Annotated in this window: 17 protein-coding genes and 1 pseudogene; 9 read left to right on the top strand and 9 right to left on the bottom strand. The window is 53.0% G+C overall.

Going from position 1 to position 15712, the window contains the following annotated elements:
* Positions 1-13: 13 nt before the first annotated feature.
* The 3 genes from ydcS to ymcF all read right to left on the bottom strand — a co-directional run bounded on the left by ydcS (position 14) and on the right by ymcF (position 3113).
* Complete coding sequence (gene ydcS, locus BH714_RS07975) at positions 14-1159, bottom strand: putative ABC transporter substrate-binding protein YdcS (RefSeq protein ID WP_020884016.1); 1146 nt, start codon at positions 1157-1159, stop codon at positions 14-16.
* A 273-nt stretch (positions 1160-1432) separates the two neighbouring features.
* Positions 1433-2842, bottom strand: a complete 1410-nt coding sequence (locus BH714_RS07980; RefSeq protein ID WP_040017603.1) for an aminotransferase-like domain-containing protein — start codon at positions 2840-2842, stop codon at positions 1433-1435.
* A gap of 82 nt (positions 2843-2924) precedes the next feature.
* Complete coding sequence (ymcF, locus tag BH714_RS07985; protein ID WP_020884014.1) at positions 2925-3113, bottom strand: cold shock small protein YmcF; 189 nt, start codon at positions 3111-3113, stop codon at positions 2925-2927.
* Positions 3114-3507: 394 nt separating this feature from the next.
* Between ymcF and BH714_RS07990 the strand changes: the two genes are divergently transcribed.
* The 4 genes from BH714_RS07990 (at position 3508) to hslJ (ending at position 6610) form a co-directional block, all read left to right on the top strand.
* A complete protein-coding gene (locus BH714_RS07990) occupies positions 3508-4908 on the top strand; it encodes a cytochrome ubiquinol oxidase subunit I (RefSeq protein ID WP_040017605.1) in 1401 nt (466 codons plus the stop codon).
* On the top strand, positions 4908-5918 hold the full coding sequence (gene cydB / locus BH714_RS07995) for a cytochrome d ubiquinol oxidase subunit II (RefSeq protein ID WP_040017606.1): 1011 nt from the start codon (positions 4908-4910) through the stop codon (positions 5916-5918). The genes BH714_RS07990 and cydB overlap by 1 nt, the downstream gene beginning before the upstream one ends.
* On the top strand, positions 5918-6046 hold the full coding sequence (locus tag BH714_RS08000; protein WP_014170274.1) for a DUF2474 domain-containing protein: 129 nt from the start codon (positions 5918-5920) through the stop codon (positions 6044-6046). Before cydB ends, BH714_RS08000 begins: the two co-directional genes overlap by 1 nt.
* A gap of 126 nt (positions 6047-6172) precedes the next feature.
* Positions 6173-6610, top strand: a complete 438-nt coding sequence (hslJ, locus tag BH714_RS08005) for a heat shock protein HslJ (protein WP_014170275.1) — start codon at positions 6173-6175, stop codon at positions 6608-6610.
* Here the strand turns inward: hslJ and BH714_RS08010 are convergent, their stop codons facing one another.
* Positions 6611-6877 carry a putative hemolysin gene (locus BH714_RS08010; protein WP_040017607.1) on the bottom strand — a complete coding sequence of 89 codons (267 nt, stop codon included), beginning with the start codon at positions 6875-6877 and terminating at the stop codon, positions 6611-6613. It abuts the gene before it with no gap.
* Between the two features lie 272 nt (positions 6878-7149).
* Between BH714_RS08010 and nifJ the strand changes: the two genes are divergently transcribed.
* The 3 genes from nifJ (at position 7150) to BH714_RS24040 (ending at position 12526) form a co-directional block, all read left to right on the top strand.
* On the top strand, positions 7150-10674 hold the full coding sequence (nifJ, locus tag BH714_RS08015) for a pyruvate:ferredoxin (flavodoxin) oxidoreductase (RefSeq protein WP_040017609.1): 3525 nt from the start codon (positions 7150-7152) through the stop codon (positions 10672-10674).
* 392 nt (positions 10675-11066) lie between these two features.
* Positions 11067-12176 carry a porin OmpC gene (gene ompC, locus BH714_RS08020; RefSeq protein WP_032678256.1) on the top strand — a complete coding sequence of 370 codons (1110 nt, stop codon included), beginning with the start codon at positions 11067-11069 and terminating at the stop codon, positions 12174-12176.
* Between the two features lie 143 nt (positions 12177-12319).
* The gene (locus tag BH714_RS24040; RefSeq protein ID WP_063934306.1) at positions 12320-12526 is read left to right on the top strand and encodes a hypothetical protein; all 207 of its coding nucleotides are present in this window, start codon (positions 12320-12322) and stop codon (positions 12524-12526) included.
* Positions 12527-12584: 58 nt separating this feature from the next.
* On the opposite strand, the gene BH714_RS24310 is transcribed toward BH714_RS24040, so the two are convergent.
* The 5 genes from BH714_RS24310 to BH714_RS08045 form a co-directional block, all read right to left on the bottom strand.
* On the bottom strand, positions 12585-12662 hold the full coding sequence (locus BH714_RS24310) for a hypothetical protein (protein ID WP_223263916.1): 78 nt from the start codon (positions 12660-12662) through the stop codon (positions 12585-12587).
* Positions 12663-12731: 69 nt separating this feature from the next.
* Positions 12732-13145, bottom strand: a complete 414-nt coding sequence (locus BH714_RS08030) for a GFA family protein (protein WP_020884007.1) — start codon at positions 13143-13145, stop codon at positions 12732-12734.
* A 3-nt stretch (positions 13146-13148) separates the two neighbouring features.
* Complete coding sequence (locus BH714_RS08035) at positions 13149-13346, bottom strand: hypothetical protein (RefSeq protein ID WP_014170281.1); 198 nt, start codon at positions 13344-13346, stop codon at positions 13149-13151.
* A gap of 134 nt (positions 13347-13480) precedes the next feature.
* Positions 13481-13930 (bottom strand): hypothetical protein, encoded by a 450-nt coding sequence (locus BH714_RS08040; RefSeq protein ID WP_040017613.1) that lies wholly within the window; start codon positions 13928-13930, stop codon positions 13481-13483.
* Between the two features lie 144 nt (positions 13931-14074).
* Entirely contained in the window at positions 14075-14419 is a 345-nt protein-coding gene (locus tag BH714_RS08045) for a DUF1294 domain-containing protein (RefSeq protein WP_040017614.1), read from the bottom strand.
* Between the two features lie 90 nt (positions 14420-14509).
* Between BH714_RS08045 and BH714_RS23545 the strand changes: the two are divergent.
* Both BH714_RS23545 and ttcA read left to right on the top strand, forming a co-directional pair.
* Positions 14510-14626: pseudogene (locus tag BH714_RS23545) on the top strand (site-specific integrase); the annotation flags it as partial.
* Between the two features lie 141 nt (positions 14627-14767).
* Positions 14768-15703, top strand: a complete 936-nt coding sequence (gene ttcA, locus BH714_RS08050) for a tRNA 2-thiocytidine(32) synthetase TtcA (RefSeq protein ID WP_032678259.1) — start codon at positions 14768-14770, stop codon at positions 15701-15703.
* Positions 15704-15712: the final 9 nt, after the last annotated feature.

Here is a 15712-nt window from a genome sequence, read left to right on the forward strand (position 1 = left end):
TCTGCTCCTGCGATTAACGGCCGCCCATGATGGCGATGTAATCCTGTGTCCAGCGGCTGTAAGGAACGAATTTGCCGCCTTCTGCAATCGGGGTTTTCCAGAACATGATTTTGTCGAAATAGTTGTAGCCGTTCGTTTCGCAGCCTTTATCGCCGAGCAATGTGCTGGCTTTACACCCTTCCGGTACCACGGGCAGCGAGCCAAACCAGGCCGCCAGATCGCCCTGCACTTTAGGCGTAAGCGACCAGTTCATCCATTTGTAGGCGCACATCGGGTGCTTGGCCTGCGCGTGCAGCATGGTGGTGTCCGCCCAGCCGGTTACCCCTTCTTTCGGGAAAACAGTGGCGACAGGCTGGTTCTCCGCTTTCAGGGCATTGGCCTGATAGGGCCAGGCGCTGGAGGCCACTACGCCTTCATTTTTAAAGTCGCTCATCTGAACGGTGGTGTCATGCCAGTAGCGGTGGATCAGCGCATGCTGGTCACGCAATACCTTCAGTACGGCGGCATACTGTTTTTCTGTTAGCTGGTACGGGTCGGTGATACCCAGCTGCGGCTGCGTGGCTTTGACAAACAGCGCCGCATCGGCGATGTAAATCGGGCCATCATAGGCCTGCACGCGACCCTGATTGGTTTTACCGTCAGGTAAATTCTGTTTCGTAAAGACGACGCTCCAGCTGTCCGGCGGCGTCGGGAACGTTTTGCTGTTGTACATCAGCAGGTTTGGCCCCCACTGATACGGCGTACCGTAGACGTTTCCGCCGACGTTAAACCATTCACCTTTGACGATCCGCGGGTCGAGGGTTTTCCAGTTTGGGATAAGGTCGGGGTTAATCGGCTGAACGCGTTTCCCCATGATCAGGCGCAGTGAGGCATCGCCCGAGGCAGTGACCAGATCGTATCCTCCTTTCGCCATCAGGCTGACCATTTCATCCGAGGTGGCCGCGGTTTTTACGTTCACCGCGCAGCCGGTCTCTTTTTCGAACTGGGTGACCCAGTCATAATTTTTATCGGTTTGTCCCCGTTCGATGTACCCGGGCCAGGCAATAATATCCAGTCGTCCTTCCCCGTCGCCGATAGCCTTCGGTGGCTCTGCGGCGTGCGCTGTCATGAGGGTCATGCCGAGCGCGCACAGGCTGCTGCGGGCAAATTTTTTGCTCATAAGAATTACTCCTGTCGCAATGAAATTTAGCGGCAGCCGTGCCGTAAAAATATCTCCCTTATTAAACGTAGACCGCGCAAATGCGCCGTACCGTGCGGCTTAAAGAAATTTCATCAAGGTGTGACCGAGGGCGCATTCCCCGTTAACTGGATTATAGACAAGGAGTTAGCGTTGAGAGGCGGTATGCAGATTTCCTATGATGCGGTACTGCGGAATATTCGCCGTGCCGCCATCAGGATAAGGAATGATTATTTTAGAAAGGTGCGGAGATTATTATTCGAGCATGCTGCTAATTAATTTCCCTAACTGAATCACAGCCTGTTCTTCCCGCTCCCCCCACGCCCAGGAGGTATTAAACCGGAAGAACGGTGTCCAGGCGTCAGAGGTCGAAAACATCTTACCGGGGGCAATACTGATGTGGTGCATTAGCGCTTTCTCACTCAGCAGTCCGGCGTCCAGCTGCGCCGGGAGTTCCAGCCATAAAAAATAGCCGCTGTCGTTGTGATGAATTTTTACGCCTGCCGGCATATGGCGTAAAAGCGACTGCCACGCCTGCTGTTTGCGTTCGGCCAGCGTGCGTCGCAGGCGGCGAAGATGGGCGTCATAGCGTTTTGTCGCCAGGTAATCCACCAGCGCCAGCTGCATGGGTGAACTGGTCGATAAGGTGCTCATCAGCTGTAGCTGCTGAATGCGTCGCGCATGTTTACCTGCCGCCACCCAGCCGATGCGAAACCCCGCCACCAGACATTTCGAGAAGGACGAGCAGTGCAGCGTCATATCGTCACGATCCCATGCTTTCGCTGGCAGGGGTTTCTCCCGGCCAAAATAGAGTTCGCTGTAGACATCATCTTCGATCAGGGTGACGTTGTGCCTGGCGAGAAGCGCGACCAGGTGCGCTTTTTTTTCTGCGCTGAGCGTGAAGCCGAGGGGATTTTGACTGTTGGTCATGAGCCAGCAGGCTTTGACCGGATACTCATTGAGCGCCTGCTCAAGCGCATTCAGATCGATCCCTTCGCGGACGTCCGTCGCCACCGACAGCGCTTTAAGTTTCAGGCGTTCCAGCGCCTGCAGTGCACCATAGAAACAGGGGTTTTCGACAATCACCCAGTCACCAGGCTCGGTAACGGCCTGCAGGCTAAGATTCAGGGCTTCGAGTGCGCCTGCGGTAATGACAATCTCATCCGGCGAGATATTCATTCCCTGCTGCGCATAGCGGCGGGCAATGGCGTGGCGAAGGTCAACGTTACCCGGAGGCAGGTTTTCAATCACGCTCATTGCTGTGGCGGTTTTACTGACATTGGCCAGCGAACGGTTAAGTTGCTGCAGCGGGAAAAGCCGGGGGTCGGGGAAGGCCGAAGCGAAAGGAACAACCGACGGATCGCGGCTGGCCTGTAATACGTCGAAGATATAGGTGTTGATATCTACCACTTCGTCCCGCATCACCTGGGCAGGCGGCGCAGGTTGTTGTGCGGTCGGGCGCGAGGCAACGTAATAGCCCGACTGCGGCCTGGCGACGATACGCCCCTGGCTTTCCAGCATCTGATACGCGTGGCCCACGGTCATAAAACTCATGCCGCTGCTCGCGACCTGCTCTCGCAGAGAAGGCAGCTTATCGCCCGGCAACCATACGCCAAGCTCGATCTGCGAGATAATTTGTTGCGCCAGACGCTGGTATTTTTTCATCAGATTCTCCTTATGACCGACAGTGTATATCAGCAGGAGAAAAAGAGAAGATTTTGCTAACTGTTATAGTTAGCCAGATGCATTACTTACGCAGTTCGGTGACGTTACGCTGAGCGTGGCGGGCAGCGGCCAGATGATCGAGGGTAATCATCGACGATTTGCAAAAAATGCATTTTGCACCGAACGGGTTTTTCTCAGACACATCAAAAGCTGAGGTACGGTACTGCGAACCATGGCAGCATGGGCAGCGGAAATGGATATAAGAAGTCATAGGATTCTCCTGTAAACGTAAAAACGTTAATTGCTTAATGGGCCCTTCAGGCGATAGTGGTTTGAAACAAAAACTAATCGGAGTGTAGAAAAAGACCCAAGAGAGGCTGCGGAGAGGCACAACGTGATGAGAACTGCTTTATAAAACTACGTCAGATGTTTATTTGGACTCAAACCCAGAGGGCCATTAACGCATGTTGTTGATAACAAGGCAAGCTGTTTAATGCATAAAATTCATAAAAATAATTTTTTTATTCTCTCACGCAAGCTATATCAGATGTGCAAAGCGTGATGTTTTCATGAACTGTTATAGGTAAATTTCGCTTTTCTGCGTCTGATACTGGTTATTTCGCCCCTATACCATAACAGCACACCGTTTGACATTGAGGTTGTGCATGTTTGGTTTAGATGCTTTTCATCTTGCACGGATACAGTTTGCCTTTACCGTATCCTTCCACATTATTTTCCCGGCAATCACCATCGGTCTGGCGAGTTATCTCGCTGTGCTAGAAGGCCTGTGGCTGAAAACCAAAAACCCGGTCTGGCGTTCGCTGTACCATTTCTGGTCGAAGATTTTTGCCGTTAACTTCGGTATGGGCGTGGTCTCCGGGCTGGTCATGGCCTACCAGTTTGGGACCAACTGGAGTGGGTTTTCACAATTTGCCGGCAGTATTACCGGCCCGCTCCTGACCTACGAAGTGCTTACTGCCTTCTTCCTCGAGGCAGGATTCCTCGGCGTTATGCTGTTCGGCTGGAATAAAGTCGGGCCGGGTCTGCATTTCTTTGCAACCTGTATGGTGGCACTGGGGACCATTATCTCAACCTTCTGGATCCTCTCATCAAACAGCTGGATGCAGACGCCACAGGGCTTTGAAATCGTCAACGGACAGGTGGTGCCGGTAGACTGGTTTGCCGTGGTGTTTAACCCCTCCTTCCCGTATCGCCTGCTGCATATGTCGATAGCGGCCTTCCTGAGTAGCGCCCTGTTTGTCGGCGCATCCGCAGCCTGGCATTTGCTGCGCGGAAACAACACCCCCGCCATCCGTGCGATGTTTTCCATGGCGCTGTGGATGACCCTGATTGTGGCTCCCCTTCAGGCGATGGTAGGTGATATGCACGGGTTGAACACCCTGAAGCACCAGCCCGCCAAAATAGCAGCCATTGAAGGCCACTGGGAGAACCCACCGGGTGAACCCACCCCGCTGCTGCTGTTTGGCTGGCCGGATATGGAACAGGAGCGCACCCGCTTTGGGCTGGAGATCCCGGCGCTTGGCAGCCTTATTCTGACGCACAGCCTCGACAAACAGGTTCCGGCACTGAAAGAATTTCCAAAAGAAGACCGGCCAAATTCCACCATCGTCTTCTGGTCATTCCGCATTATGGCGGGCTTAGGCATGCTGATGCTGCTGCTTGGGGTGACGGCACTCTGGTTACGTTATAAAAAGCGCGTGTACGCTTCGCGTCCCTTCCTGTGGTTTGCCCTCCTGATGGGACCCACCGGGCTGATTGCCATCCTGGCCGGATGGGTCACTACCGAAGTGGGCCGCCAGCCTTGGGTCGTCTACGGGCTTCAGCGAACGAAGGATGCGGTTTCTGCCCATGGTGACTTGCATATGAGCGCGAGTCTGCTGTCCTTCTTCGTCGTCTACACCTCCGTATTTGGCGTGGGTTACAGCTATATGGTCCGCCTGATTAAAAAAGGACCTCAGCCTCATGAATCGTTTGCCACCGAGTCCGATGGACGTCCCGCACGCCCGCTTTCTGCCGTTACTACTGAACATAAGGAGCAACCATAATGGGTATCGATCTTTCCATTATCTGGTTTGTTATCATCGTCTTTGCCACGCTGATGTATATCGTGATGGATGGTTTTGATCTGGGGATAGGTATCCTGTTCCCGGCTACGCCTGATGCCGACGATCGCGATGTGATGGTGAACAGCGTTGCGCCGGTCTGGGACGGCAATGAAACCTGGCTGGTGCTCGGCGGTGCGGCGCTGTTTGGCGCGTTTCCGCTGGCCTATGCGGTCATTATTGATGCCCTCACTATTCCGCTGACGTTAATGCTGATCGGACTTATTTTCCGGGGCGTGGCATTTGAGTTTCGTTTTAAAGCCACGCCGGCACACCGCCCTTTCTGGGACAAAGCGTTTATCGGCGGTTCGATCCTGGCGACCTTTACCCAGGGCATGACGGTGGGCGCGGTGATTAACGGCTTTAGCGTCACCGGGCGTGCCTACAGTGGCGGACCGTTCGACTGGCTGACCGTTTTTAACCTGTTCTGCGGCGCAGGTCTGGTGGTGGCCTACGCGCTGTTAGGCTCGACATGGCTGGTGATGAAAAGCGAAAACGCGCTGCAACAGCGAATGCGACGGGTATCCAGAACGCTCCTGATCCTGCTTCTGGTATTCATTGCAGCAATCAGCCTCTGGACGCCACTGGCGCAGCCGGCCATCGCCGCGCGCTGGTTTACCCTGCCGAATCTCTTCTTCCTGCTGCCCGTGCCGGTGCTGGTGGTGATCCTGAGCCTATGTCAGTGGCGTTGCCTGAATAACCCAGAGAGCCATCATCTGCCGTTTATCCTGACGTTAGGGCTGATTTTTCTCGGCTTTAGCGGACTTGGGATCAGCATCTGGCCGCACATTATTCCCCCGTCAATCACGCTCTGGCAGGCGGCGGCTCCGACACAAAGCCAGGGCTTTATGCTGGTGGGCGCGTTGTTGATCATTCCCGTGATTCTGGTCTACACCTTCTGGAGTTACTACGTGTTTCGCGGAAAAGTACAGCATGGAGAGGGTTATCACTGATGCAACAACCTTTCTGGAAAAGAGTAATGTGGCTGGCCATTATCTGGGGCGGCAGCGTACTGGCACTGGCGGCGGTCAGTATGCTCTTTCGCATGTTAATGACGGCCGCAGGGTTTAAATCGCACTGATCGTATTGCGGGCAACGACAACGTTGCCCGGTACCCGCCCGCACTTTCAGATAAACCCCATTAACGCACGGCAGAGTATCGTTACACTGAAAAAAGATTCACAGTATCTATCGTCTGAGAAGAAAAATGAAAAAGCTCATTGCGTTAAGTGTTATCAGTCTTGTCCTCACCGGGTGCGTTAATCCTGGTAAAGCCTCCGTTCAGCCGGACCAACTTAAGAGCCACCGTTTTGTACTGGAGAATGTGGACGGGAAAGCCGTTAAGGCCACGACAACGCAACCAGAGATCAGCTTCAAAGCCCTGTCTGATATCAGTCTGGTTAATAACATTAGCGTTTCCGGCGTGATGTGTAACACGTTTAACGGACAGGGGAAATTGTCCGAAGGTGAGCTCAAGGTCAAAACGCTCGCCATGACGCGCAAGCTCTGTACCGAACCACAGTTAAACGAACTGGATCAGGCCATTGGCGACATGTTGCGCAAAGGGGCGCAGGTCGACCTGACTGAAGACCAGTTAACGCTGGCGACAGCCGATAAAACGCTGATGTTTAAGCGTGCGGAGTAATCAGTAGTTTCCGCAGGATCCTACGGCAAGCGACTGTTCACTGCAGCGTTTGCCGTTTGGCAATGCGCACACCCCGATAGCTGAGCCGTCAAGCTGGCGGGCAACAGACATCGAGCCGCCAATCATCGCGCAGTTGGCTTGTCCGGAGCTGGACATCGCCGCTTTCATTCCCGGCGTTACGTGTGCCGCCGTTGCCTGCTGAACAGGTTCACTGCTGCATGCCGATAATAATAACGCGGCACACCCGACCCAAAATGCTGAACGCATGCTCTCTCTCCCCCATTAATAATGCGAAACCTATGCATAATAGGCATCACATGCCGTGTCGTCGAGAGCGAAAGTGCGTATTTATGCGCTCCTGAAACAATTTCTCGCAATTTTTTCACCAAAAGATTGATCTACTCATTGATGTCGAGAATACCGAGGACACAAAAGCGAAAATCGTAAAATCCGACCTTTGCTAAACTAAGGGAATAATATTCAAAGCCCGTTGAGTTTTTTCGGGCTCCTTTTTTTGCGCAATGTAAGGGTGTTGTCCTATGCAAACTATTGACGGTAATGGTGCAGTCGCGTCCGTCGCGTTTCGCACCAGTGAAGTTATCGCCATCTACCCAATTACGCCAAGTTCTACGATGGCCGAGCAGGCCGATGCCTGGGCGGGCAACGGACTGAAAAACGTCTGGGGCGACGTCCCACGAGTCGTGGAAATGCAGTCTGAGGCTGGCGCTATCGCGACCGTACACGGGGCGCTGCAGACCGGTGCTCTGTCGACGTCATTCACCTCGTCGCAGGGATTATTGTTGATGATCCCGACGCTCTATAAACTGGCAGGACAACTTACCCCGTTTGTGCTTCACGTTGCCGCACGAACCGTTGCGACACACGCCCTCTCCATCTTTGGCGATCACTCAGACGTGATGGCCGTCCGCCAGACCGGTTGCGCCATGCTGTGCGCCAGCAGCGTTCAGGAAGCACAGGACTTCGCGTTAATTTCGCATATGGCGACGCTGAAGAGTCGCGTGCCCTTTATTCATTTCTTTGATGGTTTTCGTACCTCTCACGAAATCAATAAAATCGTTCCGCTGGCTGACGACACCCTCCTCAATCTTCTGCCGCAGGCGGAAATCGACGCGCATCGCGCCCGTGCGCTGAACCCGGAACACCCGGTGATCCGCGGGACATCGGCCAACCCGGATACCTATTTCCAGTCCCGGGAAGCAACGAACCCGTGGTACAACGCCGTTTATGATCACGTTGAGCAGGCGATGGATGATTTTGCCGCGGCCACCGGACGTCAATACAAACCGTTTGAATACTACGGTCATCCGCAGGCGGAACGGGTCATTGTGCTCATGGGGTCAGCCATTGGCACCTGTGAAGAGGTGGTGGATGAACTGCTGACCCGTGGTGAAAAAATCGGCGTGCTCAAAGTGCGGCTCTACCGACCGTTTTCCGCGCGACATTTGCTCTCCGCCCTGCCGGAAAGCGCGCGCACCGTGGCGGTGCTCGATCGCACTAAAGAGCCTGGCGCCCACGCAGAACCTCTGTATCTGGACGTCATGTCCGCGCTGGCTGAAGCGTTTAATTGCGGTGAGCGCGAAACACTGCCGCGCGTGATCGGGGGTCGCTATGGGTTGTCCTCCAAAGAGTTTGGCCCGGACTGTGTGCTGGCGGTGTTTAATGAGCTGAGCGAGGCTAAACCAAAACCGCGCTTTACCGTCGGTATTTATGATGACGTGACCAACCTCTCTCTGCCCCTGCCGGAAAACACGCTGCCTTCCACCGCAAAACTTGAGGCACTGTTTTATGGACTGGGCAGCGACGGTAGCGTCTCCGCGACCAAGAACAACATTAAGATCATCGGGAACTCCACGTCGTGGTATGCCCAGGGGTATTTTGTCTACGACTCTAAAAAAGCAGGCGGGCTGACCGTTTCCCACCTGCGTGTCAGCGAGCACCCTATCCGCTCGGCGTACCTTATCTCGCAGGCTGATTTTGTGGGCTGTCACCAGCTGCAGTTCATCGATAAGTACCAGATGGCAGAGCGCCTGAAACCGGGCGGTATTTTCCTGCTCAATACGCCGTACAGCGTGGATGAAGTCTGGTCGCGACTGCCGCAGGAAGTGCAGGCGGTGCTGAACCAGAAAAAAGCCCGCTTCTACGTCATTAACGCTGCAAAAATTGCCCGCGAGTGTGGCCTTTCCGCGCGAATTAACACCGTGATGCAAATGGCCTTCTTCCACCTGACGCAGATCCTGCCGGGAGACAGCGCGCTAATGGAACTGCAGGGGGCGATTGCCAAAAGCTACAGCAGTAAAGGTCAGGAGCTGGTCGAGCGTAACTGGCAGGCGCTGGCGCTGGCACGCGAGTCTTTATTTGAAGTACCGCTGCAAGCGGTTGATGCGTCCAGCCCGAACCGTCCACCGGTGGTTTCTGACGCGGCACCGGATTTCGTGAAAACCGTGACGGCAGCCATGCTGGCCGGGCTGGGTGATGCCCTTCCCGTCTCCGCACTGCCACCCGATGGCACCTGGCCGATGGGCACCACGCGCTGGGAAAAACGCAACATCGCCGAAGAAATCCCCATCTGGAAAGAGGAGCTGTGTACCCAGTGTAACCACTGCGTGGCAGCCTGCCCGCACTCGGCCATTCGTGCCAAAGTTGTCTCCCCGGAAGCGATGGAAGACGCCCCGGCCAGCCTGCATTCACTTGATGTGAAATCCCGTGATATGCGCGGACAGAAGTATGTTCTGCAGGTCGCTCCGGAAGATTGCACCGGATGTAATCTGTGCGTTGAGGTCTGTCCGGCGAAAGATCGTCAGGATCCGGACATCAAAGCCATCAATATGATGTCGCGCCTCGAGCATGTCGAAGAAGAGAAGGTAAATTATGACTTCTTCCTGAACCTGCCGGAGATCGACCGCAGCACGCTGGAGCGTATTGATATTCGTACCTCGCAGCTCATTACTCCGCTGTTCGAGTATTCAGGCGCCTGCTCCGGCTGCGGTGAAACGCCGTATATCAAGCTGCTCACACAACTGTACGGCGACAGAATGTTGATCGCTAACGCCACGGGCTGTTCATCAATCTATGGCGGTAATCTGCCTTCCACGCCGTACACCACCGACGCCCATGGCCGCGGTCCGGCATGGGCGAACTCGTTGTTTGAGGATAACGCCGAGTTTGGTCTGGGCTTCCGTCTGACCGTTGACCAGCACCGCGCACGCGTGATGCGGTTACTGGAACAGTTTGCTGGCCACATCCCGGCGGAGCTGAATGAGGCGTTGCACGCCGATGCAACGCCAGAACGTCGTCGTGAGCAGGTTGCGGAACTGCGCAACGCTCTGCAGGACGTGGAAGGTGCCGGGCAGCTGTTGACCGACGCTGACGCGCTGGTGGAAAAATCAATCTGGCTGATCGGCGGTGACGGCTGGGCGTATGACATCGGCTTTGGCGGGCTGGATCACGTGTTAAGCCTTACCGAAAACGTCAACATTCTGGTTCTGGATACGCAGTGCTATTCCAACACCGGTGGCCAGGCGTCAAAAGCTACCCCGCTTGGCGCAGTAACTAAGTTTGGTGAACACGGCAAGCGCAAGGCGCGTAAAGATCTCGGCGTCAGCATGATGATGTACGGCCATGTGTATGTCGCGCAAATCTCGCTGGGCGCGCAGCTGAACCAGACGGTGAAAGCCATTCAGGAAGCGGAAGCCAACCCGGGTCCGTCGCTGATCATTGCCTACAGCCCGTGTGAAGAGCATGGCTACGACCTGGCACTCAGCCACGATCAGATGCGCCAGCTGACCGCAACCGGTTTCTGGCCGCTCTACCGGTTCGACCCGCGCCGCGCCGATGAAGGTAAATTGCCTCTGGCGCTGGATTCACGTCCGCCTTCCGATGCGCTGGCCGAAACGTTAATGCAGGAACAACGTTTCCGCCGCCTCAACGCGCAACAACCAGAGGTGGCCGAGCAGTTGTGGAAAGATGCCGCCGCCGATCTGCAAAAACGGTATGATTTCCTGGCGCAAATGGCCGGAAAAGCGGAAAAACCCACCCGCGACTGACTCTCCCTCTGCCCGGCTTGTCCGGGCATTTTTTTGCCATAAAAAAAGCCCGATGTATTCACACCGGGCGAGTCCAGATAATTAATGAATATCACGTTAATTCACTAAATGACATTCACATAAATTATGGATGAAAAATCTTAAAGGCATATAACGCCGCTGAGATTATCCGATTTAATGAGCAATTAATAATTTTTATTTAATATGATTAGCTTTAAATCATTCACAAAACCAATGACTATTTCCGTCGCATAATCCGGTTAAGAATTAACTTAACTCGTAACAATTATATTTTATTATTCTTGGTCAGGAGTGATTTAGCATGAGACAGCTTTCTCGTGCGGAAAGTTCAATACGTAATTAAATAAAAACAACTGCAAAGGAATTCCAAAATGCAAAGAAAAGTACTGGCCCTGATGATTCCAGCGCTGTTAATGGCTGGCGCTGCGCATGCTGCAGAAATTTATAATAAAGACGGCAACAAATTAGATCTGTACGGAAAAGTAGATGGTCTGCATTACTTCTCCGACGATGCCTCTAAAGATGGCGATCAAACTTACATGCGTCTGGGCTTCAAGGGTGAAACCCAGATCAACAACATGATGACCGGTTACGCCCAATGGGAATACAACATCCAGGCCAATAACACTGAAGGGTCTGATAACCAGTCATGGACGCGTCTGGCCTTCGCCGGTATTAAAGTCGGTGACTATGGCTCCTTCGATTACGGTCGTAACTATGGCGTTCTGTACGACGTGGAAGGCTGGACCGATATGTTGCCAGAATTCGGTGGTGACTCTTACACCAATGCAGACAACTTTATGACTGGCCGTGCCAACGGGGTCGCAACCTACCGTAACACTGACTTTTATGGTCTGGTACAGGGTCTGAACTTTGCCCTGCAGTATCAGGGTAAGAACGAAGATGCCAGCAACAACCAGGAAGGCACCAACAATGGTCGCGACACGCGCCATGAGAACGGTGACGGCTTCGGTATCTCCACCACCTATGACTTTGGCATGGGTATCAGCGCGGGTGCTGCCTATACCTCTTCTGACCGTACCAACGAACAGGTGATGAATACCACTGCCGGTGGCGATAAAGCGGATGCCTGGACTGCAGGCCTGAAATATGACGCCAACAATATTTATCTGGCGGCAATGTATTCTGAAACCCGCAATATGACCCCTTATGGCGATAATACGGATGCCGTGGCCAATAAAACGCAAAACGTTGAAGTGACCGCGCAATATCAGTTCGACTTCGGCCTGCGCCCGGCAATTTCTTATCTGCAGTCTAAAGGTAAAGACCTGGCCAACGGTCAGGGCGATCAGGATCTGGTTAAATATGCTGACGTAGGCGCAACCTACTACTTCAACAAAAACATGTCCACCTACGTTGATTATAAAATCAACCTGTTGGATGAAGATGACAGTTTCTACAAAAATAACGGCATTAGCACGGATGATGTCGTTGCATTAGGTCTGGTTTACCAGTTCTGATCCCAAGAGCCCGCATCGTGATGCGGGCTCGTTATTTTCGTTGCGACGCCTGAAGCCAGCCCTCCTCTTCTCTCCCATCATATTTCCCTCTCTGCGCGCCTGTCGGCTCAGTGAATGTGTGAATCATCTCAAAAGGAAAATTTATGACGGTGTCGTTAAGGGTAAGTTTAAAGAAACCCGTGTACACTCACCTTATAGACTTTGCTTCATTAAGGATAACTGCATTGTTTGGTCGTGTATCAGTTGCCGTACTTACCCTTCTGGCGATTATATGGATGGCGTTAATTTTTGATTTTGGTGGTGTCGTTGGGCATCTCGGCGCGCTGTTGAACCATCTGGATGGCAGTTAAGGTTTCCCCCAAACAATACGCCACCAGCAGGGCCGGTGGCGGGAAACGTATCAACGGACTATTTTTTGACCGGCTGAGGCTTTTTATCACCTGACTCAGGCGCCTCACGCGGATCGTCTTTCTCAACATACAGCATATTTCTCTCCTGTTTCGGATACCCACTCCCCACTATAGGCCGCATTGTTAAAATCTGGCCAGGCGGCAGTTATGCTTCTTTTTGACGAAAAGAGAGGTAGCCGAAAACCCCGCTGTCGCCATCCGCGGGATGATTAACGCCGTCCATCACCGCCACTTCGGCAAAATCAAAGGGGGTCACATTTTCAAAACAGGCCACATTCACGCCGTATTCGTTGGGATTTGAACGCCGCTGATGGAAGGTATAAATCCCGCAGACCGAGCAGAAGAAATGGCGGGCTGTTCCTGTGTTAAAACGATATTCCGTGAGCTTATCCGCCCCTTTTGTTACGGTAATGCCTGACAGCGGTGCCGAGACCACCACGGCGCCCCGCATCCGGCAAAAAGAGCAGCTGCAGCGCCGGGCGGTATTTAATCCGTCTGAAAGTTCAACGGTAAACGCCACCGCGCCACAATGGCACTGTGCATGACGAATATCAGCCATCGGTTACACCCCCTTTCTCACGAGCTCGGCAGCCTTAACGAAAACCTCGTCTTCAACGCCATCGCCTTTCTGTCTGCCGAGTCTGACCAGTTCACTCACAATACTGTCTCGATGGATGGGTTGCTGTGCTGAAACAAGACCGATAACGGCGGCACCAATTGCCAGTCCCACTAATCCCGTTTGTTCATCTTTGTTCTTCATGTTTGTGCTCCCTTGTACAACACAAAAAGCGTAGCAGGATTGTGGTAAAACGTGGCGTTGTCACGGATGCTATTTATTCTGTGATACAGGGCGTAACCCCTACGCTAACAGGCGATGAGGTCGAGGTGTACGTGTCAGAATCGCGGCGCGAGGCCGTATTTGGGCGCATTAATGTTCGCAGCCCAGACCTTGATGTCGTTTTGAAGAAGTAAGGTGAAATCCGATTTCAGATGGTTAACCATGCCGTTAACGCTCTGCGCATCTTTCACCGAAAAATGCTCTATCCGGTTCTGCCCGACCTGAACACAATAATACGTGGCCGCAAGCACTTTGCCATTCACGTTAAGTTCTTGCCGGGTCCCGTCACAGCGCCCTTCGGTGATATAGGAGACCAGCAAATTTGCTGATTTCCGCTCAGGCTGGGAGATGCTCAACATGACCGGGAAACCGTCTGAAGTCTGGGTCATATCGTAAAGAACAGCATTTTTTATATACCAGGTATTATATTCCCGCTCCTGAAAAGCTGACCTCGAAGGCGCAGAAACGACCACCAGCATTGCCAGTGTAATAGTTTGAATTTTCATGAGATGTTGTCATCCGTGTCGTTGCACACATTATTCAGATCGTGCAAAAAACAGCAACACCTCAAGAATATTCCTACTACTATTGGCAGTCGTTTTTAGTTATCTACCGTGGTCAGCGCGTTATTGCATTCCGTTTGTACACGCTCAGTACGTTAAAACAGGAAAGAGTTGGTACACCGCCACCATCGCTGAAATACTGACGATGACACTGACAACGAAGTAGGTTTTGAAGGGCTGCTTTTGCGTTTTATGGCGAAACAGTTGCTGACCTATAATCGCCCCGGGCCATCCGCCGATAAGGCCAAATACCAGCAGTGTGGCTTCCGGCACTCTGCGCATGGCCCTTCGCGCCGCCATTTTGTCGGCGCCATACGTCGCTAACGTCAGTACGTTGATAAGCAGGAGCCACAGGATAAACGGATGCGAGGTGAATAGACTTCCTATTGCGGCGATCAACAGAAGCAAATAACAAAAGCGATTGAGGGTCATAGCACAAGCCACTGGAATGTTCAGAGTATGTCGAAGCCGCATTATACGCGATATCACAAAGCAAGGTTGCTGCCGTCCACAATTCAAAATCCTGTAAAACGTGCTGGCATTCGGCGCAACAATCCGTACCATACACGGCACACTTTCGCATGCTGGTGGTTAACCGCAGGCGCTGACCCGTCTTTTATTGCCAGTCAGATGGGGCACTAAACTGCGCAGAGGGTGTTTGAAATCTAAGCTTCATAGAGTGAAGAGATGAACAGCAAAGAGAGGGCAATGCTGACATAAGCTGCCCCTCTAAACCGTTTGCCCCACTGGTGCCCCATTTGAAATTTGAGTACAGATTAAATGCAACAAAATCAAGATATTAATAAGAAAGAGCAATACAACCTGAATAAACTGCAAAAGCGTCTGCGCCGTAACGTCGGTGAAGCCATTGCAGACTTCAATATGATTGAAGAAGGCGACCGCATTATGGTCTGCCTGTCAGGGGGTAAAGACAGTTACACCATGCTGGAGATCCTGCGTAATCTTCAGCAAAGCGCGCCGGTGAAGTTTTCCCTGGTGGCGGTTAACCTCGATCAAAAGCAGCCTGGTTTCCCGGAACACATTCTGCCGGAATACCTGGAAAAACTGGGCGTTGAGTACAAAATCGTAGAAGAAAATACCTACGGGATTGTGAAAGAGAAGATCCCGGAAGGCAAAACCACCTGCTCGCTCTGCTCTCGTCTTCGCCGCGGCATCCTGTACCGTACCGCGACAGAACTGGGTGCAACCAAAATCGCACTCGGCCATCATCGCGACGATATCCTGCAGACGCTGTTTCTGAACATGTTTTACGGCGGCAAGATGAAAGGCATGCCGCCAAAACTGATGAGCGATGACGGCAAACACATTGTGATCCGCCCGCTTGCCTACTGCCGCGAGAAAGATATCGAGCGGTTCTCTCAGGCCAAAGGGTTCCCGATCATTCCATGTAACCTGTGCGGCTCTCAGCCGAACCTGCAGCGTCAGGTGATTGGTGACATGCTGCGTGACTGGGACAAACGCTACCCGGGCCGTATCGAAACCATGTTCAGCGCGATGCAGAACGTGGTGCCTTCTCACCTCGCGGACGTTGAGCTTTTCGATTTCAAAGGTATCAACCATGAGTCGGAAGTGGTGAATGGCGGCGATCTGGCGTTTGACCGGGAAGAGATCCCCGTGAAACCTGCTGGCTGGCAGCCAGAAGAAGATGACAATCAGTTTGAAGAACTGCGCCTGAATGTCGTGGAAGTAAAATAGTGAAATAGT

This window comes from Enterobacter ludwigii (assembly GCF_001750725.1).
Lineage (GTDB): Bacteria > Pseudomonadota > Gammaproteobacteria > Enterobacterales > Enterobacteriaceae > Enterobacter > Enterobacter ludwigii.

What these genes read in the sequence shown, in the direction of transcription:
- BH714_RS07990 (WP_040017605.1), top strand. Translation starts at nt 3,508, where the DNA reads ATGTTTGGTTTAGATGCTTTTCATCTTGCACGGATACAGTTTGCCTTT.
- BH714_RS08035 (WP_014170281.1), bottom strand. Translation starts at nt 13,346, where the DNA reads ATGAAGAACAAAGATGAACAAACGGGATTAGTGGGACTGGCAATTGGT.
- BH714_RS08045 (WP_040017614.1), bottom strand. Translation starts at nt 14,419, where the DNA reads ATGACCCTCAATCGCTTTTGTTATTTGCTTCTGTTGATCGCCGCAATA.
- hslJ (WP_014170275.1), top strand. Translation starts at nt 6,173, where the DNA reads ATGAAAAAGCTCATTGCGTTAAGTGTTATCAGTCTTGTCCTCACCGGG.
- ydcS (WP_020884016.1), bottom strand. Translation starts at nt 1,159, where the DNA reads ATGAGCAAAAAATTTGCCCGCAGCAGCCTGTGCGCGCTCGGCATGACC.
- BH714_RS08010 (WP_040017607.1), bottom strand. Translation starts at nt 6,877, where the DNA reads ATGCGTTCAGCATTTTGGGTCGGGTGTGCCGCGTTATTATTATCGGCA.
- ttcA (WP_032678259.1), top strand. Translation starts at nt 14,768, where the DNA reads ATGCAACAAAATCAAGATATTAATAAGAAAGAGCAATACAACCTGAAT.
- BH714_RS08030 (WP_020884007.1), bottom strand. Translation starts at nt 13,145, where the DNA reads ATGGCTGATATTCGTCATGCACAGTGCCATTGTGGCGCGGTGGCGTTT.
- BH714_RS08000 (WP_014170274.1), top strand. Translation starts at nt 5,918, where the DNA reads ATGCAACAACCTTTCTGGAAAAGAGTAATGTGGCTGGCCATTATCTGG.
- ymcF (WP_020884014.1), bottom strand. Translation starts at nt 3,113, where the DNA reads ATGACTTCTTATATCCATTTCCGCTGCCCATGCTGCCATGGTTCGCAG.
- BH714_RS07980 (WP_040017603.1), bottom strand. Translation starts at nt 2,842, where the DNA reads ATGAAAAAATACCAGCGTCTGGCGCAACAAATTATCTCGCAGATCGAG.
- BH714_RS24040 (WP_063934306.1), top strand. Translation starts at nt 12,320, where the DNA reads ATGACGGTGTCGTTAAGGGTAAGTTTAAAGAAACCCGTGTACACTCAC.
- ompC (WP_032678256.1), top strand. Translation starts at nt 11,067, where the DNA reads ATGCAAAGAAAAGTACTGGCCCTGATGATTCCAGCGCTGTTAATGGCT.
- BH714_RS08040 (WP_040017613.1), bottom strand. Translation starts at nt 13,930, where the DNA reads ATGAAAATTCAAACTATTACACTGGCAATGCTGGTGGTCGTTTCTGCG.
- cydB (WP_040017606.1), top strand. Translation starts at nt 4,908, where the DNA reads ATGGGTATCGATCTTTCCATTATCTGGTTTGTTATCATCGTCTTTGCC.
- nifJ (WP_040017609.1), top strand. Translation starts at nt 7,150, where the DNA reads ATGCAAACTATTGACGGTAATGGTGCAGTCGCGTCCGTCGCGTTTCGC.
- BH714_RS24310 (WP_223263916.1), bottom strand. Translation starts at nt 12,662, where the DNA reads ATGCTGTATGTTGAGAAAGACGATCCGCGTGAGGCGCCTGAGTCAGGT.